This is a genomic window from Nocardia arthritidis (genome assembly GCF_011801145.1).
Classification (GTDB): domain Bacteria; phylum Actinomycetota; class Actinomycetes; order Mycobacteriales; family Mycobacteriaceae; genus Nocardia; species Nocardia arthritidis_A.
Window position 1 is genome coordinate 9,527,107 of sequence record NZ_CP046172.1, and the last position, 26,348, is coordinate 9,553,454.

A 26,348-nucleotide genomic window follows, 5' to 3' on the forward strand; every position below is an offset into this window, starting at 1 on the left:
CGTGGCGCGCTGAGGGCTATTGCCGATAGCTGGAAAGAAAGTTGCCGAAACGTTCGATCGCCACCGCGAGATCCCGTGCCCACGGCAGCGTCACGATCCGCAGATGATCGTGATTCGGCCAGTTGAAGCCGGTGCCCTGCACCATCAGGATCTTCTCCGACAGCAGCAGATCCAGGATCAGCTTCGAATCATCATGGATCTCATGGACGTTCGGGTCCAGGCGGGGGAAGGCATACAGTGCGCCACGGGGTTTCACGCAGGACACACCGGGAATCATGTTGAGCCGCTCCCATGCGACATCGCGCTGCTCCAGCAGCCTGCCGCCGGGCAGGATCAGATCCTCGATGCTCTGATGTCCGCCGAGCGCGACCTGAATCGCATGCTGCGCAGGCACATTCGGGCACAGCCTGGTGGAGGCGAGCAGATCGATACCCTCCAGGAACCCCCCGGCGTGCTCCTTCGGACCGGTGATCGCGAGCCAGCCGGCACGGTAGCCAGCCACCCGGTAGGCCTTGGACAGACCGTTGAAGGTCAGGCACAGCAGGTCCGGCGCCAGCGTGGCCAGCGAAATATGTTTGGCGTCGTCGTAGAGGATCTTGTCGTAGATTTCATCGGCGAGCAGCAGCAATTGATGCTTTCGCGCTATATCGACCAGCTGCTGCAGAATCTCCGACGAATACACCGCACCCGTCGGGTTGTTCGGATTGATCACCAATAGCGCTTTGGTCTTATCGGTGATCTTGGATTCGATATCGGCGATATCCGGCTGCCAGCCGTTCGACTCGTCGCACAGGTAATGCACCGGGGTGCCGCCCGCCAGACTCGTCATCGCGGTCCACAGCGGGTAGTCCGGCGCGGGGATCAGCACCTCGTCGCCGTTGTTCAGCAGCGCCTGCATGGTGATGGTGATCAGCTCGGAGACGCCGTTGCCGAGGTAGACATTGTCGACATCGAGCTCCGGGAAGCCGGGCACCAGCTCGTAGCGGGTGACGATGGCCCGCCGCGCGGAGAGAATGCCCTTCGATTCGGAGTAGCCCTGGGCGTACGGCAGCGCGGCGATCATGTCCCGCATGATCACGTCGGGCGCCTCGAATCCGAACGGGGCCGGATTGCCGATATTGAGCTTGAGGATGCGGTGGCCCTCGGCCTCCAGCCGTGCCGCCTGCGCGTGCACCGGTCCACGAATCTCGTAGAGCACATCCTGGAGCTTCGTGGACTGCTCCAGTACGCGCGGCGGGCGATGCGGTAGATGACTTGGGCTCACCCGTCCAATGGTGCCATCCGCCGCAAGAGGTTAATCCACGTCACAACCCATCGGGCGGCTAGCGCTCGGCTACCCGCCCGATCCGGTCGCGACTACGCGCCGGAGCCGCCGGGCGGTATGTTCTTGGCCGCCGACGATCCGCAGAACTCCTCGATGCGCTCGTCGAGCCTGCGCGCCTCCACCGCGTCACGGAAGGCCGGGCCGGCGATCTTGCGGCGCACCCCGGTGAGCCGCTCCTCCAGCTGGGCGATGCGCTTGTCCTCGGCGAGGCCCAGCACCGGCTGCAGCACCTCGGCCGCGCCGTCCAAACTGCCATTGATCAGGTGGGCGGCCGCATTGTCCACCCGGGCAAGCGATTCCGCGCCGTACGAGCGTTGCTCCGTCGGCCCGCTGGAGTACAGCTCGATGGCCCGCCGGGTCGCGGCCAGCGCCGGTTCCGCCTGGCCGAGATTGATATACGTTGCGCCGGCGTAATATTGGCTCTTCGCCTCGTTGAATCCGAATACGCCGCCGATCTCGTCGTGCAGGGTGTCGGTCTCGGCGATCTCCCGCGCCTCGTCGGCCGCCACGATGCAGCGGTGCGTATCGGCCGAATTGCCAAGGCGCGCCCAGATTCTCGCTTCGATATTGAGTAAACGCACCTTCGCCGTTGCCGATTCGGCGTACTCCTGCCCGCTCTGCGCCAGCACCACACCGCGGCGCGGGCGCTCGGACTTGTACTCGATCAGCGCATGCATACCCCTGGTCCAGGCGCGTAACCCGTTGTGCCCGCACAACTCCGCGTACGCCCAGGCCGCACGGACCTGCTCGCCCGCGGCGTCGAAATAGCCCAAATCGGTACTGGCATTGGCCAACAGCCCGGACAGGCTGCCCGCCAAAAGATAGAGGTGACTGGTATCGGATGGTCGCTGATGGCCCTCCAGCAACCGGTACACCCGGCGGCGCACCCGCAGCATCTCCACCATCATCGGTACCGGTGGAATGTGCACATAATCGTTCGCAATGCGTGTGACATCGGCATCGAGCTGTTCCAGTGTGGTCGCACCCACATTGGAGCTCTCCGCCTGGCCGGCGTGCTCGCTGGCCTCATGGGCAGCCGCCATGATCAGATCCCTCTCCGAAATCGCTGCTAACGCATCACCTCTCATCGCACCGGCATCTATGAGAGCCAATAGGTCCGCGTCGCTCGAATAAAGAGCGCGCCCCGAACTGGTTGCGCGCGCGTCTAATCCGGGCCCGGCTGGACGATCGACTATGGGCTGATCGATCATCGCGGCAAACCGTGCCCGCACCACATCGTCGGACCTGGCCAGGGATGTATCCAAGGCGGCTTGATTGATCGGACGTGGGTGGACCCGCGCGCCACCGGCCTCCCACTTCGATACCAGACGCTCGTGCACACCGAGATGCGCAGCGAACTCTCTGATACTCATCCGCTTGGCATCGCGAAGGGCGCGGGCTTCACGACCTGACCACTCCCGGACCACGATGTCATCCCTTCCGAACGAACTCTTTCTCCAGGGTACGAGCGCTTTGTGAGAGCGGCCACAGCCGAGATCTTCCCGGTATCAAAGGGTTTGCGTCCGACTATTTGGGGTGATGCTCGGGTTTCGGTCGCCGCGTCTCTCAGGAGCACGTACACCGGCACGGCGGTCGCGCACAAGCTGACGAGGGAAGGCGTCCGGGTCCGCCTATGTTCGCCCGAGTCCCGCTCACCCCCTTGCGAATTCGCTTCCGCATGCGTCAGCGGCGGTAACCGGCCGGTCCGCGGTATCGGCGAATTCACCGAGGGCGAGACCTCGTCCGGTGTGCCGCTGGGCCGTACCTGGCGGATTCGTTCCGGTCACGCCCGCCGCTGTCCGGCTTGCCCGTCGGGCAGCGGAAAGGCAGCGGAAGGAGGGCATCGGGGCAATTCCGCAAAGCCCGCCTCGGCGCGAACCTTGATAGCGAGGCAAGGAGTTCGCCGTGAACGTGGAGAAACTCAGAACAGTCGACGATTGGGTGGCATATTACCGACACGAATTCGGGCTACCGGTGACCGAACGTGGCGGGTTCGTGATGCTACCCATCACCGGCCGCATCTGCGTTGTCCACTTGCCCACCGCCCGGGCCGAAAAGGTCAGGGCCGCTTTGGAACAGCAGGGGACGAGGGGCCCCATGCTGGCGAGGCAGATCAGGTGGAGCTTCCTCGCCGAGCCGGACAGCAGGCCGGGAACTCAGGTATTGGAGGTGCTGAACCGTCTTGATATCGGCATACCTGCCATCGGCAGTGCCGTGATGTTGCCGACCGGACTCGGTCGCTGGACCCGGGAAGGGTGCTTCTGGGTCAGCCCGCCGAGCCGCGGCGACACGCTTCCACCGCTATCCGCCATCATCACGACGGCGCTCGCGGTGGGAGCGGGCGGCGGGGACTGAATCGCACGCGCCGCGATCGGTTCCCCGCGGCCGCCCGGCGCCGGGCCGAGCCGAACCCGCCCCTTTTCCTGGCAGTCGACGGGGCGGACTCGGTGGGGTGCGGCGACCGGGCCTTGGCACTGGTCACGATGTCGCGCAGGTGTGTAACGGATTAGGTGGGATTGTGGCACCCGCCGATCCGGTGTGCGGCGGACGTTCGCGTCGCGAGCGCGGTGCGCGGATGTGTGGTGGCATCCGCCCCTTTCGAAAGATCCGCGAGCGCGACGCGACGGCCGTCGGCACGTTGCGGTATTCGCCGCTGTGTCGGGTCAGGATGTGTGGTGGCATCCGATCCGGCGCAGCGGCGAATGCGTTACCGCACAACGGGATCCGGCCCGCACGGGAGGAAGCGTGTGCGCGGGGTTCCGGTGCCGGTCGGCGGGCCCGGCGTTCGGGTCAGCGGGTGGTGGCCGCGTCCACCGCCGCCGGCGAGATCGGGAAGTTCAGATAGGAGCGCGACGGTGTCGGGCCGCGCTGGCCCTGATACTTCGAACCCACCGCGGCACTGCCGTACGGATTCTCGGCCGGGCTGGTCAGCCGGAGCAGGCACAGCTGGCCGATCTTCATACCCGGCCACAGGGTGATCGGCAGGTTCGCGACATTGGACAGCTCCAGCGTGATGTGGCCGCTGAAGCCGGGGTCGATGAATCCGGCGGTCGAGTGGGTGAGCAGACCGAGCCGCCCCAGACTCGATTTACCCTCGAGCCGCCCGGCCAGATCGTCCGGCAGGGTGCACACCTCCAGCGTGGAGCCGAGCACGAATTCGCCGGGATGCAGCACGAACGGCTCCCCGGGCGCCGGCTCGACCAGGCTGGTCAACTCGTCTTGGCGCTGAGCCGGATCGATATGGGTGTAGCGGGAGTTGTCGAAGACCCGGAACAGGCCGTCCAGGCGCACGTCGATACTCGACGGCTGAACGAGGTTCTCCAGCAACGGCTCGACCCCGAGACGCCCAGCGGCGATCTCCGCACGGATGTCACGATCGGAAAGCAGCACGCCGACGAGCGTAGCGTCCGCCCGATCATGCGGTTTCACCTGCACCTGCCGGGCGAGTCGCGCTGCACGCCCAGTGGGACCTCGGATCACCGCCGGGCCTTCCGAAAGGCCTCAACGAGCGGCCACCGACAACCGCTCCAGGGTGGCTGTGACCGCCGCCACTGGAGCGGAATTCACCAGACGACCATGTCTTTTCACGAACTGTCCCGCCACCAGGACGGTGTCGATATTGCCGGGATGGGCGGCGGTTACCACGGCGGCGATCGGATCGTTGTGCGCCGGAGCCAGATTCACCGCGTCCGCGTCGAGCAGTAGCAGGTCTGCCTGTTTGCCGACGGTCAGCGAGCCGATACGATCGTGCAGGCCAAGGGCTTTCGCGCCGCCGAGGGTTGCGGTGTAGAGCATGTCGGCGACGGTCGGGCGCGGCCCCGCACCGAGGTGGCCGCTCAGCAGCGCGGCGCGCATGAGCGAGAACATATCGCCCGCGACGGCCGTCACCACATCGACGCCGAGGCCGGTGGTGACGCCCGCCGCACGCAGGCGGCCGAGCATCGGTGCGCCATGGCCCATCTGGGCCTCGACGGCGGGTGCGATCGACACCGCGCCGCCGGATTCCGCGATGAGCTCCAGTTCATCGTCGGGCAGGGAATTGCCGTGCACATAGAGGGTGTCGCCGGTGAGCAGGCCCGCATCGCGAAGGGCGGCGATCGGGTGGTGCGCGATCGGCCCCGCGCCGACGTGGACGGTGATCGGCAGCGCCAATTCCCTTGCGAGCAGCCAATCCTCGCGGACCGTCGCGATATCCGAATAGGACGGGCCGGAAGGCGCGTACGCCATGGTGACCAGTTGGTCGTTTGTCGCGAAGTATTGGGCGCGAACGCGGCGGATATCGTCCAGGTCGCGCGACTCGGCGTGAAACGGTGTGCCGTAACCGAATACGGCGCGCAGGCCCGACTGCCGCAGCCCGTCGACCGCGGCATCGGCATGGCCGGGCGTGTAGAGGGCGTGCGAGAAGTCCTGCAGGGTGGTAACTCCGGCATCGAGCGCGTCCAGGGCGCCGGCCAGGGTGCCCGCGTGGATGTCGTCCGGGGTGAATCGCCGCGCGGTGGTGTGCACCGCGTCCAGGTAGCCGCGCAGGTCGAGGTCGGCGGTGCTGGCGCGCAGCGCGGTCTGCCAGGTGTGGCGGTGGGTGTCCACGAAACCCGGGAGCAGGATGCGGCCGGTCGCGTCGACGATCTCGGCCTCGGCCGACAGCTCGCGGCCGACGGCGGTGATCACGCCGTTCTCGATGAGCACATCGGTCGCGGATATCACTCGGGGTTCGGGGTCGGTGTCGATGACGTGGCGGGCATTGCGGATGAGCAGGCGGTGCATTGGCATCCAATCCACTATCTAGAAAGCTTTTCTTAAAGCTATTTCGATAGCAACTAAGATGTCAAGGGTGACCAGGGAAGCCGACCGCGTCGACCACCTCATCGCCGCGTGGCGGTCCGAACTGCCGGACATCCTCGGTCCGAGCAGCGAGCTGACCAAGCGCATCCTGCTGCTCGCGGGCACGCTGAACGCCGCGACCCGGTCCGCCCTCGCCGAATTCGGGCTCACCGAGGCCGAATACGACGTCATCGTGGCGCTGCGCCGCAGCGGCGCGCCCTACCAGCTCAAGGCCAACGAGCTCGCCAGTGCGCTGTTCCTGTCCACCGGCGGCACCTCCAATGTGGTGAATCGCCTCGAATCGGCGGGCCTCGTCCGGCGGGAAAACCACCCGACCGACGGCCGCAGCACCCTCGTGGTCCTCACCGCCGCGGGCCGCACCCTCGCCGAACGCGCCGTCCGCGCCAGCACCGCCGCCCACGAAGCGATATTCGCCGAGGTCTCCCCCACGACCCTGCGCGCCGCGACATCGGCCCTGCGCGCCATCGGCGTCCCCGCCCGGCACCCCATACCTGCGCCCGGTCGCATCAAACGCGGCAGCGCCGCCACATAACCCGGACCGAGCCGCACGAGGAAATGGGCCTGCGCCCGTCATCCAGATGTCGTCTCAGGTGAAGCTATTCGGAACGCGCGTAATTCCAGAACGATTGCGGCCCAACAGAATAGATCGACGCAGGTCCACCACGAATGCGATTTCGCGGGCGAGGGGAACCCGAGGCAGACCCGATGCGTCATAGTTGTTGGAAGATTGTCGACGATAGGACTCCGATGGCAGAAGATCTAACGGTAGACCCGGCCGCGCTCGACGATTTGTCGACGAAGCTGAAGCAGCTCGGTACCGACAACGCCCAGGCGGAGACGTATCTGAAAAAGCATGTCGAACTGTCGCGCGGCCAGACGGGTCTGATTTTCGGCCGAGTCGCCGAAACCATCCAGCAGTTACGCGAACAACTGGAGTCGAATTACGAGACGCTCGGGCGGGTCACCACCCAGTCCGGCGACGAGGTCGCGAAGGCCGCGCAGATGTACCGCACCACGGATCACAACACCGCCGTCGCGCTGGACCGCAGCTACCCCGGAGGTAAGCGATGAGCGATAAACCGATAGATCAGCTGGCCGAACCGCAAAGCCACGACCCGGTACCGGATCTGGTCGAATTGTTCCTCAACAACAATGTGTATTCGCCGACCTATTGGGTCGACCAGTTCATCGTTCAGGTCATCGGCAAGGACCCGCTCGGCTGGGCGACAACAGAATTCGCGGGCGACTGGGCGCAGATGCAAAAAGCCGGCGCGGCGATCAGGAACCTCTCCAAGTACAGCGGCAGCTATGAAAGCTCGATTTACGCCGCGGTCAAGGATGTCGATTCGTCGTGGCGCGGAAATGCCGCCGATTCGGCCCGAGATTATTTCGGCGGACTCCGCGACGCGATCAGCAATCAGGTGGGGCCGCTGAAGAACATCGCGCAGGACATCGATACCTTCGCCCTGTCCTCATACTATGCGGCGCAAGGCATTTCATTTCTGATCCAATCGATCATCGACACCGCGATCATCGCGGTCGCCGAAGAGGCCGCCGCTGCCGCCGCCGCGAGTACCGGCGTCGGAGCGATCGCGTCGGTCGGCTTGGAGGCGGCGGTCGCCTACGACATGGTCAAGATGGTCGGCCTCTGGAATCAGGTCCTCACCAAGTACGCGACCTTCGCCACCGCCGGTGAAACCGCCGTCGCGGCGATCCTGGACGGCGTGGCCACGGTGCGATCGAAGGACATACCGCAATTGCCCAGTGCGGGCTACCACCACCCCGGAGTAGTGGAATGAGCACTCCCGAACCGGTTTTCGATGTCGCGCACGGCGATATCGCCGTATCGCGACGCCTGTCCGCCGCGCTGCGCACGCTCGCCGCCAACACCGCGGATCCGGCGATGAAGGAGCAGATCCGCGCGGTGCTCGCCGGAAAGCTCTCGATGCGCGAGTTCGCCCGCACCGAAACGTTCAACCGGACTCTCGACCGAGTGATGCCCGCCGCGCTGCAGAGGCTCGCGGCCATGCCGGACGAAGAACGGGATCGTCTTGCCGCACAGGGGCGGGCCGATCTCGAGCGATACCGCGAACAGCCGGCGGAATCGGATCCGCCGCGACCGACACCACCCGCGGGCCCCGACGCCGCAGCGGGACACGTGATCGCGGGCACCCGTAAACCCAACCGGGAGCGAATCGTCACACCCGACGATCCGGACGACGATGACCGCTACTACCAGGAACGCCGAGAACGCGGATGGCTGGTGTGAAAGTAGACGTGCCCGTGCCGGTCCGCACCAGCACCCGTCCCATGAGCGGACTCGAATTCGGTTCGCGCACAGGACGTTCGGCGACACCTGGCTATCTGGCACTGGAAATCAGCCAGCCGCTGCCGGAAGTATGCGCTCGGCATGGCAGACCCGCGACCGAGCGACGCACCGGCGTCGTGCGCTTCCACGAGGAAGCACACGGCCGCGTACAGAGCACGCTGAGCTCGAAATTCCTTTGGGGGCTCGGGCATTTCCGCGGTTTGCCCGATACCGACACCGAACTTTACGGCGAGTGGCCCCTCTGCCGACGCTGCGTCCGCCAATCCCAACTGCTCCGCCAGATCAGTTATGTCCTGGCCCTCTCGGGCATCGTCGCCCTGATCATCCTGTGGCTGATGGCCCAGGCCGGGACGATGCGGCAGGTACCGCTACCCGTGATTCTCGCGCTCGCTCCCGGCTGGTTTCCCCTCGGCCTAATCGTGGCCGCCGCAGCATTCGGCCGAGCCAGCAGATATGTCCGCATCCGGCCGATCGTCGACAGAACGACCGTAACGATCCGCGCCCACCAGAACTTCGCCGCGGCGATCCAGAGCAACGCGTCGTAGTCCCGCCATCATGTCCGACGCGGCAGCCACTTCCCTTCCGCCGCAACGGCAATACCCCGGAGGTAATCGACACGGCGTAACAGTCTGGCAAGCTGCCGGTATGAGCGATCTCGGGACAACCACAACTCGCGGCGTCGTCGAGGAATTGTTGCGGCGGATCGGCGCGGGCGATCCGGACTCCATCGCGCAGATGTACGCCCCGATCAGCGACTGGAAACTGAATTGGCCGGAGAACGAGCACAACCGACCCGCGACACCGTGGATTCGGCATCGGTCAACCCGCGACGACGCGGCCGAACACTATCGCGAGATCATCCGCCACCACGTACCCGAGGAAGTCGGCACGGTGATCGAACGCATCCTGGTCGACGGCCCGGACGCGGTGGTGCTCGGCGAGATCCGCCAAACCGCCCGCACCACCGGCCACCCCTACCGCTCGCGCTTCGCCCTCCACCTCACCGTCGAAAACGGGTTCATCACCCGCCACCACGTCTACGAAGACACCCTCGCCGTCGCCCAGGCCTTCGACATGTCCCGGTCATGACGACACCGGTAGCGACCCACCGTGGTCTCCCACCTATCAGCGGGTGACGTTTGCGGCATCGCAGAGCGGGTCAGGGTGAAGTGATCTTCGAGGCCGGGGCGATCACGAACGTGCCGTTCAATGAGAGCGCGTCGCCGTTGCTCAATAAATTCGACGGACAGTTCGGGCCGACATTGGCGGCGGTCAGATCACCGCTGCCACTCGGCCCGAAAGTAAAAGCACCACTGGAATTGGAGAACTGACCGCGCATCGTCGCGGCGCCGCCCCACGGCCGACGAAGTCGGCGGTACATCCATCACCGGCCTGAAGATGACCGGTGATATTGGTGAGCGTAAGTGTCGTCAGGTCGCTGCCGTCGTAGGTTATTGCGTTCCAAAAAGCGGGGGTGGTCGGCGATGCCGATAACGTGATGTCGTAAGGGGTGTTGTTATAGGCGACGCAATTGGTAAGAGTAAAGCCGGTGAAAGCGGCGATCTTATCGCCGGACTGGCCGGATCCGGATCGGGCGGTACCGCTACCGGTGAGCGCATCGCAGTCGACCTCGCGGCCCTTCGTGTCGTTGGAAAGCCAGATCGGTCCGGAGGAATTGGCGGTGATGGAACCACCGGGGCTGACAGTCCAGGTGGCGTCGGCATGGGCCGTAGCAGTCGGCAAGAGCGCCGCCGCAACCACCACGGAGGCAATTCCGTATTTGCGATATTTACGAAGGGTTATCACGCTTCTCGTCCCCTGGCCGAGTTATCGGAAAAAAATCGAGCAGCATGATTCTAGGCGCATCATCGGCAGTTACCAGCGGGCAAGAATTTGCTATTTTCCGTGGCTTGGTTCGTAGATTCTCTTTGCCGACAAGGCGGCAAGTCGATGAGCGGCGATCCGAGTGCTCGCCTCGCCATGCGGGGTCATGATACGGCCCGACCGGTGCGGTCCCTCGAAGGATCGGAACGCAAAGGTTGTGGCGACCGTCATATTATTCGCGGCCGGTGGTAACGCGGTTTCATCTCCCGGCAACATTCCGGAACGCACAATCCCTCACAAGGTCGATACGGCCGAGGATGAGGAGTGGCGGATGGATCAGATGACGCGGCCGACGGAAGCGTCCGGAGACTCTGGGGCACAAGATGTTTCGCGGTTGAAGCCGAATGCGGTCGGCCTGCTCGGCGTGGTGTTCATGGCCGTGGCCACCGCGGCGCCGATCACCGCGATGACCGGCAACGTGCCGTTCATGGTCAATGCCGGTAGCGGAATCGGCACGCCCGCAGCATTTCTCATCGCGATGGTGGTGCTGGCCATCTTCGCGGTCGGGTTCACCGCGATGTCCAAGCACATCACCGCGACGGGCGCGTTCTACGGTTTCATCTCCTTCGGGCTCGGGCGCAGCGCCGGTTTGGCGGCCGGACTGCTCGCGTCCTTCGCCTACATGGTGTTCGAACCATCGCTGGTGGGCATCTTCTCCAGCTTCGCCACCAATACGGTGACCGATCAGCTCGGTGTGCACGTGCCGTGGTGGGTGTTCGCGGTAATCATGTTGGCGATCAATGCACTCGGCACCTGGTTCGGCGTCGACGTGGCGGAGAAGCTGCTGGTCGTCCTGCTCGGTACCGAGGTGACGGTGCTGGCGATCATGGCGGTCTCGGTGGCGCTGCATGGCGGTGGGCCCGACGGGTTCTCGCTGGCGCCGGTCAATCCGGTCAACGCATTCCACGGCGCGTCCGCCGGGCTCGGGCTGTTCTTCGCGTTCTGGTCCTGGGTCGGCTTCGAATCAACCGCCATGTACGGCGAGGAATCCCGCGATCCGAAGCGAATCATCCCGCGCGCCACCATGATCGCGGTCCTCGGCGTCGGGGTGTTCTACGTCTTCGTCTCGTGGATGGCGATTTCCGGTAACGGACAGGGTGATTCGCTGTCGCTGGCCGCCTCCGCCAACCCGATGAACGTCTTCTTCAATCCCACCGAGCGCTATGTCGGCCACTGGGCCGTGATGATCATGCAGTGGTTGATGATCACCGGATCGTTGGCCTGCGGCATGGCATTTCACAATTGCGCGGCGCGCTACCTGTACGCGCTCGGCCGCGAAGGCGTGCTGCCGTCACTGCAGCGCACCATCGGGCGCACCCATCCCAAGCACGGCTCGCCGCATATCGCGGGTGTGGTCCAAACCGTCTGCGCCGCAGCGCTTGTGCTCGCCTTCGGCCTCGCGGGCAAGGATCCCTACACCGGCATCTACACGCTGCTGGCGATCCTCGGCACCATGGCGATCCTGGTGGTGCAGGCGGTCTGCTCCTTCGCGGTACTGGCGTACTTCCGCAGCAACCACCCGGAGAGCCGGCACTGGTTCCGTACCCTGGTGGCCCCGCTCTTCGGCGGTATCGCCATGCTCGGCGTGGTCTGCCTGCTGATCTTCAACATGGACACCGCCGCAGGCGACGAGGCCGGCTCCCTGATCCTGAAGGCCAGCCCCTGGCTCGTCGCCGCGGTGGCGATCGCCGGCTTCGCCTACGCGCAATATCTGAAACTGCGCGACCCGTCCCGCTACGCACTACTCGGCCGCACCGTACTGGAGGAAACACACGAACGCTGAGGTCTGGCTGGCCGGCCGGCGGGTCCGGCCAGCCGACGCCGTCTATCCGCGGCCGAGCGGGGTGCCTCAATAGCCATCTGGCGGGCGAACCAGGTGTCAATCTCCGCTGATTTCAACCGACTGCGCCGCCGTGCTCTTCCACTGAATTCTCCGGTTCCGAAGGTATATTTCGAGACCGGCGCGGCACCGGCGTATTTGCTCGATTACCGGATTACCAGCGCTGCGCGATCATCTGTTCGGGTACGACTCCTACAGAGCAGGCGGGCCGTTGAAACAGCTACGAAATATCACGATCTCGATTGTGCTGGGTTATTCGTTGACGCTGGGGCAGGTCCCTGCCGTCGCGGACAGCCCTGCGTCCGGGAACCCCGAGCCGCCTACCTCCGCACCGGCCGCTCCACCCATTGGTGCGGACCCGGGACCGACTCCTTTCCAGCAATGGATCGATGACCATATTCCCGCGCCATCGTCGGTCCTACCCCAGACCGGTTCCGCTGCTACCCAACCCGGGGGGCAGCCGAATTCGGCTTCGCTGTGGAACGAGATCCAGTCCGCACCAGTCGGTGATCCTTTTTTCGACGTCGTACCGACGAATCTCGCGCAGTACGCACCCGGTGATGTCATCGAATCACGAGACGTCACGTGGCCGGCGGTACTGATGGCCCTGGGAACAGTGCTGGCACCCTTTCAGCGGGCGATCCAGATGAAATTCCGCAGCACGAATTCCTCCGGTGCGCCTTCCTTCGGGACCGCGACGCTGCTGTTGCCCTTCACTCAATGGACGGGACCGGGAAATCGCCCGGTGCTCCTGAACGCACCGCCGATCAACGCGCTCAACCACCGCTGCACTCCCGGCTACATACTCTCCCATGGCTACGACCTCACCTCCGGCACCGGCAACGATTTCGTCCCGTCGCCGACCATGTGGGCCGTGAGCCAGAACTACGCGGTTGTGATCCCGGACCATGAGGGTCCCTTGATGGCCTACGCCGAGCCGACCGTGGCCGGCCACATAATGCTCGACACGGTGCGCGCGGTTCGTCATTTGATGCCCGAGCAGTTCGGTGAGAGTCGTTTCGCCATGACCGGTTACTCCGGCGGCGCAATCGCCAGTTACGGCGCCGCGATGCTGTCCGGCGAATACGCCCCGGAATTGGCCCCTTACCTTGCTGGAGCCGCAATGGGCGGCCTGCCCACCGACTATGAATCCTTCGCCAAGACCTTCGACGGCACCTACGCATCCGGACTCATGCTCGTCGTCACCCTCGCGTTGGCCCGAGAACATCCCGAAATTCTCGATCGCATGAATCATCTGGCGCAGTGGGCGGCGATTTCGCCACTCAAAGAGGTATGCAGCTCCACCATGGCCGATATCGGAGTGTTCGTACCGTACGAGGCCTTGGCAAATGTCCACGACCCGCTGCACACCGAATTCGCGAACATGCTGTTCCAGCGGATGAGCCTGAAAGACAAGAAGGCAGGCATCCCGATATACATCTACAACGGCGTGCACGACCCCTGGATGCCCGTCGAGAAGGCCAAGGCACTTTACGCTGAACAGTGCGCTCTCGGAGTCCCCGCCACAAAGAACATCGTCGGCGGCGAACACATCCTCGGCTACTTCAACGGCTTCTTCGGAGCCACACATTGGCTGGGCGAACGATTGACCGGTGTCCCGGCACCCCATACCTGTGAATTGCCGCCGCCCCCGTCCACCACCCCAGCGACTGACAGCCTTCCCCAACCCGACGCCCGCTCCGCCTCCCCGGGCAGCGAGCCGGACCGCAAGCAACCCGAGCGCGGCGACAACGCCCGAACACCGGCCGCCGATCCCTCGTCGAGTCATCCCCACCTACCACCCGGTTGGTGAGATGGCCAGGCCAAGCGGCCACAGCAAACAATGTCGAATCTTCGTTCGCAGCACCGGTTTTCGCTCGACACCGCACACTCCGGGCCAGGTGCGGTGTGCCGAGCAACCGTCAAGAGACTGTGAGCGTTGCGTGCGCGTAGACGTCGTTGGTGCCGGTGATCCGCCCGTACGCGGTGAAGTTGTCGGTGCCGGTGGCGGTGGGCGTCAGGGTCACGGTGATGCTGGCGGCGGCTCCGGCCCCCAACGCCGGGTTGCCGCAGTAGATCAGCTTCCTGAGATTGCGTGACGGTCAGCCCCACCGTAACCGGGTCCGTATCGACCGCGGCGAAGGGCGCCGCCGCCAATACCGTTCCAGCACATAACGTGACCACCATCTTTCCCCTGATACCCATTGCCGTCTCCTGACTTTCGCCGATGGGTGGTGCCGCAGGAGTACCGTCCGGCGGAATATCGACTTGCCCCGCATAGCCCCTGGTCGGCGTGTGCGATCCGTCGTCGGTATCGCCGGGCACGGACTGCACAAAGATCGGACCTGGTCTCAGGCATACGAGTCCGCGAAGCATCTGGAAGGAGACCTCGGGATTGCTTGGGCCCCCTTCGAAAAGGGGATCCGCGTCCGCGCATAGCCGCATATCGCGTGGCCCTGTAGGCCGCGGCGGGACATTCGCCCGTCCCCTTACTGGCTTGAAGTCGGGTCGATTACATCCGTATCCGCCGAATGGCTTTGGAGGGAACCGAAGTCGAGGGCTACGTCAGCTGCATGCTGTAGAAGTTGTTGCCCGAACGGCGCTTCCGGGGGCGCCCTTCGGGTGTGTCGAGCGGCCTGCAGTTAGATCGGGTATGCGCCCCGGCGCCTTTCGTCGCGGACATCGGCCGGTACGGCCAGAACGCCTGTGCCTTCGATCCGGGTGTGTGGTCCGAGCCTTTCCGGGTTCACAGACAGCCGCCAGGACACACCCTTGACGCCGAATTCCCAGTGGGTCAGGGCGTTCGGGCGATAGGACACCTCGTCCTCAACGATGTCGTCGACGTTGTCGTTGGCTTGAAACTTCCCACGCAGGGCGGCAATGGCTTCTCTGCGTGATAGGACGCGGAAACTGTCGGGGATCGGTTCGCGATGCCCCGTGCCGTGGTCGTTGTCGTTCAGCCAGGCCCGCAGTTGCTCGACGGTCGACTTTCGACCGGAGTCGTCCGGAAGAACGACTACCTCGTCGTCGAGGACCACGCAGCCCTGCTGGAGCACGCCATCCGCTGCGACACACCAGTCCGCGTCCCAACCGTGACCGTTGTCGCCGTGGCTATACCAGTGCGCGGTGCCGAAGCGCCGGCTCAATTGTCTGCAGCGGCGGCGTACTTCGTCGTCCGGCTCGTCGCCGTAGATTCCATCCGCCCAGGCGGTGTCACCGACTATCAGCGTCCAGCCGTCCAGCCCCGGTGTGACGAAGACACCTCGATCCAGGTATGAATTCGGCTGGTATTCGGACGGCCACGAGAACGAGTTGATGGGCAACGGCTGCCACGTGCGTTCCCAGCGGTACCTGTCGAATCCCATGCGCAGAGTCGCGGGTGCCGGATTGTGTAAGTCCATTGCCTCCAGTACGGCCGCCTGGTCTGTGGTCGGCACCGCGAACCATCCCGCGCGCAGTTCCATCGGCTGGGGTACTTCGGTGAGTTGCTTGGACCGAATCAATCGCCGCAGCAATCCGGCATCGGCCGAATCGATTTCCTCCCAGCCGAATTCGGCGAGTACCTGCAACACGTCGCACCGTCCGGGCAGCTTCGAGCGCCGCACGGTCCGCAGGATCGGTGCCACGCCGGGGCCCAGATTTCCCAACCGCTCCAACGCCAGCCGCCGGACCGATTCGGTGCGGCTTGCGAGCAGCATCACCAGCGCCGCCACCTGCCTGCACACCCGTGCCTCGGTACGCTCACGCTCGCACATCAGGCATTCGATGCGCAGCTCTCCGACGGATTCGGTGGTGAAATCCGGAAGTGTGGTCCCCGCAGGCACTCCGAGCGCGTCGAGCAGCCGGCCACCCGGACCGCTCAGCTCCCAGACCGTCAGCGCTCGCACCAGCAGAGTGAAGACCATGCCGTTCGGCCTCATGGCCCGGAATATTTCAATGCAATCCGGCCAGGCGTGGGCGAACTGCTCGTCTCCCAAAACCTGTAGCACCACAAGGGCACGAGCGTGCAACACCTCCCATTCGAAGATGTCGTCCTCCAGTGCACCCCACACCTGCCGACGTATCTCGGGATCCGGATCGATCAGGAATTCCCGCAGTTCGTCGGTCTTCACACGCATGATCGGATCCTATCGACCGGTAGCAGAAGTGACCTCGGCACCGATCTGGTCTCATTCGTGCAGCTCGATCGAACTCGCCACCGCGGCATCGGTTTCCGGTGCTGCGATCGATCATCGTGATCTGGATGACGATTGGGCAAGACTGCGCGAACTGCTCCCGATACGGTGCAGATATGCCCGGCCGTCGATGTCAACGGCGCTCGCCAGACCCACAACCGAACGAAGCAGTGTTGAATCCGATTTCAGCTCAGACATCGGCACTGGCGTCGACCTGGTGGGCGCATTGACCGCTTGAACCCACACCGCTGTGTGGGCGTTCGAATGAGCCACAGCCGTTGGCTGCCAGTCGATCTCACGAACCATCCGCAACTGCCGATGTGGGCGTGTCGTTCGACGGCAGGTCTGCTGGTGGCCTTGGCGTCACCGCCCAGTCGGTCCTGAATATTCAGATGCCGGGCTGTGGTGTGGTCGTTACGCTCCCGATCATGAGTACTCGCCATACCGATCCTACGTTCGTGCTGGTCCACGGGTCCGGCTCCAGTTCGTTCATGTGGGCGCCGGTCCAGCGGGAACTGGCGTTGCTCGGCCGTCGCAGCTTCGCGGTCGATCTGCCGGGGCATGGGTTCGACGCGCAATACCCGGTGGCTTATCAGGCCCCGCAGGATCTCGACGGGTGGGCGGCCGAGGCGTCGACGCTGGCCAAGGTCACCTTGCAGGACAACGTCGACATGGTCGTCGATATCGTCCGCCGGCTGGCCCAGCACGGTCCCGTGGTGCTGGTAGGTGCCAGTCTCGGCGGGACCACCATCACCGGAGTGGGCAATACGGTGCCCGAACTTGTGGACAGGCTGGTGTACATCTCCGCGTGGTCGTGCGTACAGCGGTCCAGCCCCGTCGAGTACATGCAGGAGCCCGAGTTCGCCGACAATCTGCTGGCACCGCTGTACGCGTTGAATGTGGGCGACCCGGCGGAACTCGGCGTCGGGCGGGCCAACTACCGTACGGCCGATCCCGCCCTGCTTGCCGCGCTCAAGGCAGCGATCATGGCCGATGGCACCGACGAGCAATTCCGGGCCTTTCTCAACATTCTGCAGCCCGATGAATCCCTCGCGGTGATGACGGCCGACGCCAGGGTGCAAGCCGACACCTGGGGAACAATCGCCCGCACCTATATCCGGCTCACCGGCGACCGCTCGCTTCCGATAGCGATGCAGGACCGTTTGATCGCCGAGGCTGACGCACTGACGCCGGACAACCGTTATGACGTACACACCATGGACGCCAGCCATACGGGTTTTGTCCTGCGGGCGGCGGAGGTGGCCGAAATCCTGGACCGGCTGATCACCTAGATGCTCGGTACCGGGGCGCAGGCCCCTCGCTCCTGGCAAAATCACTGCCTGATCGCGACGACGGCGACTGCTGATGCGAATAAGGACGAACGCACACCAATACCGCTGCGCGGGCGTTCGAGAACGCGGCGTGGTCCGGCATCGCCCTCGAACTCGCCGAGCCCTACATCCCACCCCCGGAAGCCGCCCTCCTCGGCCGCGAACAACGCCGACTCGTCACCGAACTCATCCGCGCACTCGCGACCACGAACCGACGCCCACGGCCGCCCTTGAAAATTCCAGCAGTTGAATCTTGTTGGCAGAGGGTGGACTCCGAGCCATAACGTGATTTAGCCCGACTAGTGGGGTTAGTGAAAGACGCGATCCTTGTACCGCACTGTTCGGGCAAGCGCACCATAGCGATGAATGCATTGTGTCGTAGCGCGGTTGGCACCGAACACGATCGCAAGGGGCATGAAGCATGGTCACCAGTGCCTGATCGGCGACGACCGGAGCCCACATTTCGTACAGAATCGCCTTGCCCGCAACCGATTCCGCAATAGCGTAGACAACCAGCAGTGCGCTGCCCGCCGATCGCAACCGGGGCGGGTCGAGTCCGACGCTGGGGACAAAATCCCAATCATCGAGACCTTCCGACCGAGGCCCGATGATGTGACGATTTGAGTAGATCAAGCAATTCCATTGGGCCAGTGGAGATTTAAATGCACCGACGACCACGCCCACCAGATCGGCGGTAGAATCCGGGACAAATGGGGAGATCTCGGCTGGGAGAACGGAACCTTGAAGTATCCGACGACCAGAGAACTCCCAACCCGGAAACCGGGGCGCTTCAACAACTTCGAAGGCGGGTCGATCTACTGGTCCAGCGAGACCGACGCGCACAACATCTGGGGACTGATCCGCGACAAGTGGGCCTCACTCGACTGGGAGAACGGCCGCCTCGGGTTCCCGACCAGCGACGAATTCGGCACCCGCGACAACGGCGCCGGCCAGCACATGGAAGGCGGCGAACTGTATTACTCGCCCTCCACCGGTGTCCACCCGGTCTGGGATGCCATCCGCGGCCGCATCAATGTCACGACAGATATTCCCATCGGTACCGAAGAAAAACTCGAGGTTACCGACGTAAATTTGCCCGATGTCGATTGGGACGGCCAGTACCTGCCGGGAGCCACCCATGACGGACTATGGTTCAACACTCATTATTTCGACTCCTCCTCGTACAACGACGCCATGCAGAAACACGTGGCTATCCACGAGTTCGGGCATGCTCTCGGTCTGCGGCACAGCTGCAAATTCCAGATCATGGGTGCCTACACCGACGACAACACAGCCCTCGGCCCGATAGACATCGACTCCTACCGTCAGCTTTGGTGATCCAATGAATAAGAAAAAGATCTGGACAACAGCAGCGGCGGCCGGATCGGCAACAGTGCTGACAGCGCTCGTGGCGTGCGCACAGGATCGAGGCACCTACGATCCAGCGCCAAAAGTCAGGACGGTGGAGACTTCCTGGGCTTTCGACAAGGCCGATCAACGCGCCTTGGCAGGGTGGGCGGATGCGATCTTCGTCGGAACGGTTGCGGAAAAATCCGGAACCGAATCTCGTATACCGTCCTTACCCGAATCCCAATTCCGGGTCACGGTCCTCGAAACGCTGAAAGGGGAACTACCGGAATCCGTCACGGTCAACCAGCAAGGCGGGTTTCTGCCCGAGCGAAACGAACTCGTCCTCATCGAGGACGACCCGCTGCTCTCGGTCGGCAAGAGCTACCTCTTCGCCACCAGACACGCACCGGACAAGAACTGGTACACCGTCTCGTCTCGAGTGGGAGATGTCGAACTGACTCCGATGGAACTGCAAGGCGTGCAATCAGCCCTGCGCACCGGTGCAACTGAGCCGGAGAAAATCCAGAAAATGCGAGAATCGATAACCCAGGAGATCCCCCCAGGAGACAAACGCGAGCCCGGGTCATCGGCCACTGCATCGGTGGCGCCCTCGTCGACACCCAGCACTCCGGCAACATCCGGGTCCACATCAACACCATCCCGGACGACAGGAAATCGGTAACTCCGACAGCTACGTTGATTGTTCACTTGTGTGCCGTATCGGCGGCCGACGGCGAGCCCGGTAGACCTCTGTGGTGAGGCGTTCGCGGCCGCAGCCCCCACAACGACGGTCTCGCACGGTAGCCGGTGCTGACCTACCGTCGCCGCGTGACCGGCAATGAAATTCTCGTCTATCCCCGCCATGTTCTCTGCGTCCTCGGGTCCGGCTTGGACCTCGATGCCATCGAAAGCCGCGCCGAAAAGGCCGGTTTCGAGCTCGACCGCGAGTTCTCCGAGGCCGAGCCGGACCCCCGGATGGCCGACGCATTCGAGAGTTGCCTAGCGGCAGTGTCTTTCACCGAGGCCGACTGGGCAGCGGTCGAGGATCACGATACTGTCGCCTATCTCATCTCCCGCCCGATCTTCCCGTTCGTCGCGATCGATGCCGCGCGGTGGGCCCTCGATCTGACGGCCGATTTGCTGAAATCCGGTGCCACCGCGGTGAAGAACGAGAGCAACGGCCTCGCGCACGGGCGGGACCAATGGCTCGAATTCGCCGACGATGCGGCCGACGACGACACATCGGACGTTGCCCTCTACTACGCCTGGGTCAAACGGCCGATCGTCGACGACGACGTGTACTACAGCTGCGGAATGCATCTGCTGGGTCTTCCCGATATCGAGATCGAGCCGCGCGATGCGATGGACCCGCAGGAGCTGGCGCGCCTGATCGACGAGCTGGCGCTCTATCTGCTGACCGAGGAGCGCGCGCAGGAGATGCGGGACGGCGCCGGCTTCCGCCTCGCCGAGGACGCGCCCCGCTGGATTCTCCGCCAATTCCCGTGTGCGCGATACGAAGAGGATGACTTCTACTTCAACCCGTACGGTTACTGGCGCCTCACCCCGGCACCGTAGCCCGATTCGGTTCTGGCCGCATCGATTTCAGGCGCGCTGACGTTCGACCCGCCGCCGGATCAGCTCCTCGACGGCGGTGGGCAGGGTGGTTTCGAAGTCGATGAGTTACGCCCAGGTCGGGGTGACGACGATCCGCACCATGCCGTCGTAGAGCGAGCGGACCCGGCCTCCCACTCGACGCGCTGCTCGGGTGTCATCTTGTAGCCGCCATTCATCTGGAGATACTCGTCCGGGATGCCGTCGACGACGTCCAGCTCGGCCCGCTCGCGGATGAGCAGGATCTTCGGCGGGTTCACCTCGGTGTCGATCGTCAGGCGATCATCGGATTCTTTTGCAGCGCAGTCAGTTTCGTGGCGTTCTTCGAGGTGCACAGCACGATCTGCGAACCGTTCCAAGTGAAGGCGATCGGGATGCTGCGCGGTGTGCCGTCCTTGGCGACGTAGGCCAGGCGGGTCAGGTCGCGGGCCAGCAGTTCCTGGCTGATCGGCCGGTTGAGGATCTCGGTGATCTCGTGCCATCGTGTTCGCCGCCCTGGCCGTGTCCCACTGGATCGAACCCGAACCGGTTGGAGCATCAAGAAATTCGCGCAGACCGCACGTCGCTACCGCACCATCGAGATCAGCACCGGCCACCACACCATCACCGCTGCCGACCTCCTACCCGACGACCTCCGCCGAGCACTCGCCCCAATCACCAACGGTGCGCGCTAAATTGAGCCAAGTCGGGAACTGGGTGCTGGTGATGCTCGGTACGGATGTGTGAAGTGTGCTCGCATCAGATAGTTTCGGTGGATGGCCACTATTGCGAGGTGGTGCCGAGCGATCGGTGCGACGGTACTCATGGTGGGTAGCACAGTGGTGGGCGGGGGTGCCGCCGATGCCGGAGAGCCTGCGCTGGAGTGGGTCAATTGTCCTGCCGTGGAGCAGATTCCGGGTTTCGAGCGGTTGCAGTGCGCCACCCTCGAGGTGCCGATGGACCACACCGAGCCGAACGGAACCACGGCACGGATCGCGCTGTTCAAGGCACCCGCGCGGGATCCGGGACAGCGCCGCGGCAGCCTGGTGATCAATCGGGGTGGGCCGGGCTACCCGTCGTCGGTGTACTTGGCGAGCTTGGCGTCCGGCGCGATGCGGGCCCCCTGGGATGACCGGGTCTGGGATCGCTACGACGTGATCGCGGTCGATCAGCGCGGCATCGGCTTCGCCACGCCAGCGGTGACCTGCTTCGACACCCCCACGGCCGCCACCACATTCGGTTCCGAACTCACCGCCGTCCCCATGGGACCGCTGGATGCCGCGGCGCGTGCGGTCCGAGATGCCGAATTCGCCGCAGCGTGCCGACAGCACAGCGGTAGCCTGCTCGACCATCTGACCACGGCGGCGGTGGCGCGCGACCTCGACCTGGTGCGCGCCGCGCTCGGTGAGCCGAGGTTGAATTTCCTGGGTCAGTCCTACGGCGCCGCACTCGGCCTGGTCTACGCGAATCTGTTTCCGCGCCAGGTCGGTTCGTTCGTTCTGGACAGTGTGCAAGACCCAGCCTGGACCTCGAGCGGACCGGCCGACTCGGTGTCCTCGGAACGAACCGGCGGCGACGTCGCGACCACGGAGGCCATGAACGAGGCACTGCGCCTGTGCGCCGCGGGACGATCGTGCGCTTTTGCCGCCGACGATCCGGTGCGGGCCTTTCCGGCGCTGCTGGCCGCGCTGCGGGAGCACCCATTGGCGCTTGTCGCACCGAATGGTGCCCAGACGTCGCTCACCTACTCCAAACTCGTGTCCTACCTTGGCGGAATGCTGTACCAACCGTGGATGTGGCCCGAGGCGGGGTTCGACCAGGTGCTGCATCTCGCCCACCGGGTGACGACCTCGCCGAGCGATACCCAGGCCACCGCCGCATTGGCTCAGCTCGTGATCGAGAAGATCGATCCCAGCGGCCTCGACCGCGCATACTCCCCGTGGGCCGCGGCCTACAGCGCATTCACCTGCAACGACGACCAGCTACCCCGATTTGCGCCCGCCTGGTGGTCGGCAGCGCAACGACGCGAGAGCCTCGCGCCGGGCTTCGCAACGCTGCGGGCATACGACACGAGCCAATGCGCGTTCTGGCAATCGAATCCGACCGACCGCTACACCGGTCCCTGGGACACACGCACCGACACCCCCGCGCTGATCCTCAACAGCCGGTTCGACCCGGCCACACCCCTCGCAGGAGCGCTCGACGTCGCCCGGCGACTCGCCGGCAGCCGGGTACTCGTCCACGAAGGAATCGGTCACGTCGTCACCCAACAGTCCAGCTGCGCGGTCCGCGCGGTCTCTGACTACCTGGCATCGGACACGCTGCCCGCCGAAGGTACGACCTGCAGCCCGGACACGATCCCCTTCGCCTGAACACTCCACAGTGACGACTTCATCACCGACGTCGAGGACTACGTGGCCTCCTTCGCCGAGTCCGGCGACGCCTGACCCCTCCCCCTGAAAACATGGAGTAAAGGTGGACCAGGCCCCCTCTGGGGTCTGGTACCAGGCACGACAGGCAAGACTTGCCCCGCATAGGCCCTGGTCTGATAAGGTGGCGAACGCACTCCGGTGCAGGCCGATGTAGTTCAATGGTCGAAAGTTGCTCCGACCAGGGCTTTAGCTCCAATTCCGGCCATTCAATCAGCACCAAGTCAGCACGGTAGTTAGATCGTGTTGACTCCGTCCTCATTCGGCCCATAGCGCCGCCTCAAGCGCGAGCTTCGCGGCCAAGTCCATTGCCGGTACAAGGTGGCCGTAGATGTCACCCGTCACCTGAATACTCCGGTGCCCGAGCCATCTACTGACGTTCAAAATCGGAACCTTGTTGGCCAGGGCCGTGCTTGCGTAGAAGTGCCGCAAGTGGTGGGGATGGTAGAGCGGCTTCCCATCAGGGGTCACTAATCCAGTCTTTTTCTGAGCTTTAAAGAAGTAGTACTGAAAGTGACTCTTGTTAAGCAGCTTGCCGCCCGCACGGTGAATGGCGACTTCTTCGTGAAAGGTAGTCTTGCCCGCTTGCGCAGTCCGACGAACACAGCCGTACTTGCGCGTATGTGCGTCAAGCTCCTCCAGAAGCGACGGCGCAGCAGGTGAGTCCCGGTATTCCCCCTCCGCCCGGTGCTTAAGCGCCCGTAGCCGAGGCTCAGTCTCGTAGCTCGTCTGCCAGCGAATCCGGAAGTCGCCACCCCGGACCGTGGTTGGTCCAAGAGCTAGAGACTCACTAAGCCTCATACCGGCCCCGCTCTGGGCTAGGACGGCAAGTTTGAGGGTCGGCTCGATAGCGTCCGCGATAAGCCAAACATGCTCCGCTGAGGGGATCTCGTCGTCGTCCACGGCCCGACCGCTAACACGGGGCAGTGCTAGAGGTGCCTTCGGGTCGGCAGCTGGGTTGGTGCCCCGTACTTCTTCAGCCACGGCAGCATTGAACATGCCCCGGATCTTGGCTATCCAGTCAGCGATAGTCCGTGGCTCGTAACCACATTCTTGCAGGTAGACAACGAACGCTTGTAGATCGCTCGGTGGGATTGCAGCCATGTCCGTGTCCTGCCCTAACTGGGCATACAGCCGATTTTCGAAGAACCATTCGTAGTCGCGCCGTATCCGATCGGACAGCATACGACCGCCAAGCCACTTGTCGCCCCAAGCCTTGAGCGTGTACTTCGGGCGTTGGACAGATACAATCCCCTCTAGCTTGTCGTTTTCAACCTTCGTAGCAAAGGCATCCGCGCCGTCTGGGCCGGTCTTCTTAGGAAACGTCTTCTCACGTTGTCTACCGGATCGACCACCGTTCTCCCGGTACCTAACCGTCCAGGGATGGCCGCAGCGTGCCTTATCGCACGGGTAATTCTTGTTGTCCTCGTCGGACTTGCATTTCTGGAAGACAGTAGCCATCTCTACTCCTCCTCCATAAGCTCAGTCTGACCAAGCACTGGCATTACTCGTTCCTACTCTCCGTAATGGGCATCCAGATAGGCCACGACATCCCGCTCACGGAAGCGGAGAAGCCTCCCAACCTTCTGCGATTTAAGGCCCCATATCCGGTACTTGTTCTTGACAGTGATTTCGCTGACCTTGAGCCATTCGGCTACTTCTTGAGGGGTCAGAAGGCGGTTGCTTCCGCCTGGAGACATAGATACCGGTCCTTATGTGCGGGTGTCTACTAATCCCAAATTGGCTCGGAGTTAACTAAGCAACGTTGCTTGACTGGCATTCACACGGCCAACTACATTGCCTGGGTCTGGGAAGAGACCACGAGTACCCGAACGAGAACAGGCCCCGATGCTCGGATGCATCGGGGCCTGTGTTCGGGGTAATCAGACTAGGGGCGGCTCAGCTCCTAGTTGATCCGGTAAAGCGTAGCAGGCATATGGGTAGCTGCCCTGCATCACCACGCTTACGCGGCGTCGGCAAGATCTTCGCCCTGACTCGACTCCAGATCATCAACACCCGTGTCGAGCATCTTGGTTTCGTGCTCCAAGAAGTCCGGAGACTTGGCCTTGAGCAGCTGGGGTGTCATCCCTTCGATACGAATGACAACACCTTCGTCTACCGTCTTGCCCGGGTCCAGCTGTACAGGTTGGTCGATGTAGGCGCAAACCCAATCGTCGGCATATCGCCGATTCATCCAAACATCTACGTCGAAGTCGTCCGCGTAGCCCGTCCAGAGAAGCGGGACGGTACTAAGACCTAGGTTTCGGCAAAACTCTTCTACCTGAGGCCAAGAGAGGTCAGTAACGATGCCTTGGGCGTTGACGTGTGCCACTCGGTAGACGTAGAGCCGAGATTCACCTTTGGGTACTTGGTAGGTGTAGCCCTTCTGGATAGGTTCGTGGTCCGGTGTCCAGCCGATGAGTTCACCGAAGACCATATAACCGGCAGGGATTAGTCCATCTAGCTTCTTACCGGCCCGAGTCCAGATATCCGACGAGTAGTAGTGAGTCGTGTGAGCGTTGGCATCCTTGATTACACGGCGGGAGCCGTAGACGTTGTCGTATTCGGTCTCTTGGATCTTGGCACCGATGAACCGGCCGAACCTATCGCGCAGGGTGAGCTTGCGCTTAACGATCGTGTTTCCGATACGGACGGAGCTGCCATGCAGCTTCTGAGTCACGTAAAGATAATCTCCGCCGTCGACGTTGTGCTGCATCCGCCACCAGTTACCCGTGTCGATATGCTGAGGGAAAAGCTTGCCATCCACCCGGCTGCGCTGGAGCTTCGGAACCTGACTGTTAGGCCCCTGCGGTTTCCGAACCTCATACTTACGGCAGATCTCAAATCCGCCGAGAGTATCGAACGTGTCGCCCTCCCGCAAAAGGCTCGTGTTCACTCCGGTGAACTCAAGCGACGATAGCGGCATAAACAGCGCGTTCGAACGATGGCCGCCGAGTCGGATTGCTTTCACTCGACGGTTATCCTCAAGATAGCCTTTCTGGCTGGGGTCTTCATTCATATGCTCGTGGCGGTAGAGGTTGTTGATCGACGCGTATTCATGGCTGAGTTGGACCTCTGCCGGGAAGAAAACTCCGAGGTCTCCGGGTTTCCAGCCTTTCGAGGCAATTGCTTGATGGCCGAACAAGGGCAGCGCCTCTATGCGATCACGGTTAGGAAGCGAAACCACCGCCTTGACCGAGGTTATGACGGCCGCATAGTTTTCGTTTTTTGGTTGGTGGAAGGTCAAGGCCAAT

General features: G+C 63.5%; 24 protein-coding genes and 2 pseudogenes. 16 read left to right on the forward strand and 10 right to left on the reverse strand.

The window, feature by feature from the left end; translation table 11 throughout:
• Positions 1–16: 16 nt before the first annotated feature.
• Together F5544_RS43350 and F5544_RS43355 are read right to left on the reverse strand one after the other, a co-directional pair.
• The gene (locus F5544_RS43350) at positions 17–1,273 is read right to left on the reverse strand and encodes a pyridoxal phosphate-dependent aminotransferase (RefSeq protein WP_174867670.1); all 1,257 of its coding nucleotides are present in this window, start codon (positions 1,271–1,273) and stop codon (positions 17–19) included.
• 83 nt (positions 1,274–1,356) lie between these two features.
• A complete protein-coding gene (locus F5544_RS43355) occupies positions 1,357–2,367 on the reverse strand; it encodes an XRE family transcriptional regulator (protein WP_225726003.1) in 1,011 nt (336 codons plus the stop codon).
• Between the two features lie 862 nt (positions 2,368–3,229).
• Between F5544_RS43355 and F5544_RS43360 the strand changes: the two genes are divergently transcribed.
• Positions 3,230–3,679, forward strand: coding sequence for a hypothetical protein (locus F5544_RS43360; protein ID WP_167478509.1), 450 nt, complete (start codon positions 3,230–3,232; stop codon positions 3,677–3,679).
• Positions 3,680–4,114: 435 nt separating this feature from the next.
• Here F5544_RS43360 and dcd read toward each other — a convergent pair whose 3' ends face one another.
• Both dcd and F5544_RS43370 read right to left on the reverse strand, forming a co-directional pair.
• Entirely contained in the window at positions 4,115–4,714 is a 600-nt protein-coding gene (gene dcd, locus F5544_RS43365; RefSeq protein WP_167478510.1) for a dCTP deaminase, read from the reverse strand.
• A 111-nt stretch (positions 4,715–4,825) separates the two neighbouring features.
• Complete coding sequence (locus tag F5544_RS43370; RefSeq protein WP_167478511.1) at positions 4,826–6,094, reverse strand: amidohydrolase family protein; 1,269 nt, start codon at positions 6,092–6,094, stop codon at positions 4,826–4,828.
• Positions 6,095–6,155: 61 nt separating this feature from the next.
• Between F5544_RS43370 and F5544_RS43375 the strand changes: the two genes are divergently transcribed.
• The 6 genes from F5544_RS43375 to F5544_RS43400 all read left to right on the forward strand — a co-directional run bounded on the left by F5544_RS43375 (position 6,156) and on the right by F5544_RS43400 (position 9,584).
• Positions 6,156–6,698 (forward strand): MarR family winged helix-turn-helix transcriptional regulator, encoded by a 543-nt coding sequence (locus F5544_RS43375; RefSeq protein ID WP_203217473.1) that lies wholly within the window; start codon positions 6,156–6,158, stop codon positions 6,696–6,698.
• 215 nt (positions 6,699–6,913) lie between these two features.
• A complete protein-coding gene (locus F5544_RS43380; RefSeq protein WP_167478513.1) occupies positions 6,914–7,237 on the forward strand; it encodes a type VII secretion target in 324 nt (107 codons plus the stop codon).
• Positions 7,234–7,965, forward strand: a complete 732-nt coding sequence (locus tag F5544_RS43385; protein WP_167478514.1) for a hypothetical protein — start codon at positions 7,234–7,236, stop codon at positions 7,963–7,965. The genes F5544_RS43380 and F5544_RS43385 overlap by 4 nt, the downstream gene beginning before the upstream one ends.
• Complete coding sequence (locus F5544_RS43390) at positions 7,962–8,435, forward strand: hypothetical protein (protein WP_167478515.1); 474 nt, start codon at positions 7,962–7,964, stop codon at positions 8,433–8,435. The genes F5544_RS43385 and F5544_RS43390 overlap by 4 nt, the downstream gene beginning before the upstream one ends.
• Positions 8,432–9,040, forward strand: a complete 609-nt coding sequence (locus F5544_RS43395; protein WP_167478516.1) for a hypothetical protein — start codon at positions 8,432–8,434, stop codon at positions 9,038–9,040. The genes F5544_RS43390 and F5544_RS43395 overlap by 4 nt, the downstream gene beginning before the upstream one ends.
• Before the next feature lie 100 nt (positions 9,041–9,140).
• Positions 9,141–9,584 (forward strand): nuclear transport factor 2 family protein, encoded by a 444-nt coding sequence (locus tag F5544_RS43400; RefSeq protein ID WP_167478517.1) that lies wholly within the window; start codon positions 9,141–9,143, stop codon positions 9,582–9,584.
• A gap of 183 nt (positions 9,585–9,767) precedes the next feature.
• On the opposite strand, the gene F5544_RS43405 is transcribed toward F5544_RS43400, so the two are convergent.
• Positions 9,768–10,301: a hypothetical protein gene (locus F5544_RS43405; RefSeq protein ID WP_167478518.1), complete on the reverse strand. Its 534-nt coding sequence runs from the start codon at positions 10,299–10,301 to the stop codon at positions 9,768–9,770.
• A gap of 358 nt (positions 10,302–10,659) precedes the next feature.
• On the opposite strand from F5544_RS43405, the gene F5544_RS43410 reads away from it, so the two are divergent.
• Both F5544_RS43410 and F5544_RS43415 read left to right on the forward strand, forming a co-directional pair.
• Positions 10,660–12,162, forward strand: a complete 1,503-nt coding sequence (locus F5544_RS43410) for an APC family permease (protein ID WP_167479906.1) — start codon at positions 10,660–10,662, stop codon at positions 12,160–12,162.
• Positions 12,163–12,430: 268 nt separating this feature from the next.
• Entirely contained in the window at positions 12,431–14,032 is a 1,602-nt protein-coding gene (locus tag F5544_RS43415; protein ID WP_167478519.1) for a lipase family protein, read from the forward strand.
• An 829-nt stretch (positions 14,033–14,861) separates the two neighbouring features.
• Here the strand turns inward: F5544_RS43415 and F5544_RS43420 are convergent.
• Positions 14,862–16,337, reverse strand: coding sequence for a hypothetical protein (locus F5544_RS43420; RefSeq protein ID WP_167478520.1), 1,476 nt, complete (start codon positions 16,335–16,337; stop codon positions 14,862–14,864).
• Positions 16,338–16,720: 383 nt separating this feature from the next.
• On the opposite strand from F5544_RS43420, the gene F5544_RS43425 reads away from it, so the two are divergent.
• From F5544_RS43425 to F5544_RS43440, 5 genes and pseudogenes are all read left to right on the forward strand, one after another.
• Entirely contained in the window at positions 16,721–17,686 is a 966-nt protein-coding gene (locus tag F5544_RS43425) for an alpha/beta fold hydrolase (protein ID WP_203217474.1), read from the forward strand.
• A 681-nt stretch (positions 17,687–18,367) separates the two neighbouring features.
• Positions 18,368–18,460 (forward strand): annotated as a pseudogene (locus F5544_RS46890) (LGFP repeat-containing protein); the annotation flags it as partial.
• Between the two features lie 6 nt (positions 18,461–18,466).
• Positions 18,467–19,063: a M57 family metalloprotease gene (locus F5544_RS46895; protein WP_238847552.1), complete on the forward strand. Its 597-nt coding sequence runs from the start codon at positions 18,467–18,469 to the stop codon at positions 19,061–19,063.
• Positions 19,064–19,067: 4 nt separating this feature from the next.
• Positions 19,068–19,757: a hypothetical protein gene (locus tag F5544_RS43435; protein WP_167478521.1), complete on the forward strand. Its 690-nt coding sequence runs from the start codon at positions 19,068–19,070 to the stop codon at positions 19,755–19,757.
• A 146-nt stretch (positions 19,758–19,903) separates the two neighbouring features.
• Complete coding sequence (locus F5544_RS43440) at positions 19,904–20,650, forward strand: DUF4261 domain-containing protein (protein WP_167478522.1); 747 nt, start codon at positions 19,904–19,906, stop codon at positions 20,648–20,650.
• A 59-nt stretch (positions 20,651–20,709) separates the two neighbouring features.
• On the opposite strand, the gene F5544_RS46900 is transcribed toward F5544_RS43440, so the two are convergent.
• Positions 20,710–21,021: a hypothetical protein gene (locus F5544_RS46900; protein ID WP_238846965.1), complete on the reverse strand. Its 312-nt coding sequence runs from the start codon at positions 21,019–21,021 to the stop codon at positions 20,710–20,712.
• Positions 21,022–21,163: 142 nt separating this feature from the next.
• Between F5544_RS46900 and F5544_RS46905 the strand changes: the two are divergent.
• Positions 21,164–21,360, forward strand: a pseudogene (locus F5544_RS46905) (IS1634 family transposase); the annotation flags it as partial.
• Between the two features lie 207 nt (positions 21,361–21,567).
• Positions 21,568–23,037, forward strand: a complete 1,470-nt coding sequence (locus F5544_RS43450) for an alpha/beta hydrolase (RefSeq protein WP_167478523.1) — start codon at positions 21,568–21,570, stop codon at positions 23,035–23,037.
• 315 nt (positions 23,038–23,352) lie between these two features.
• On the opposite strand, the gene F5544_RS43455 is transcribed toward F5544_RS43450, so the two are convergent.
• The 3 genes from F5544_RS43455 to F5544_RS43465 all read right to left on the reverse strand — a co-directional run bounded on the left by F5544_RS43455 (position 23,353) and on the right by F5544_RS43465 (position 26,347).
• A complete protein-coding gene (locus tag F5544_RS43455) occupies positions 23,353–24,555 on the reverse strand; it encodes a tyrosine-type recombinase/integrase (RefSeq protein ID WP_167478524.1) in 1,203 nt (400 codons plus the stop codon).
• Positions 24,556–24,608: 53 nt separating this feature from the next.
• Positions 24,609–24,794 (reverse strand): helix-turn-helix domain-containing protein, encoded by a 186-nt coding sequence (locus F5544_RS47710; RefSeq protein ID WP_167478525.1) that lies wholly within the window; start codon positions 24,792–24,794, stop codon positions 24,609–24,611.
• Positions 24,795–25,057: 263 nt separating this feature from the next.
• A complete protein-coding gene (locus tag F5544_RS43465) occupies positions 25,058–26,347 on the reverse strand; it encodes an RNA ligase family protein (protein WP_238846966.1) in 1,290 nt (429 codons plus the stop codon).
• Between the last annotated feature and the right edge of the window lies 1 nt (position 26,348).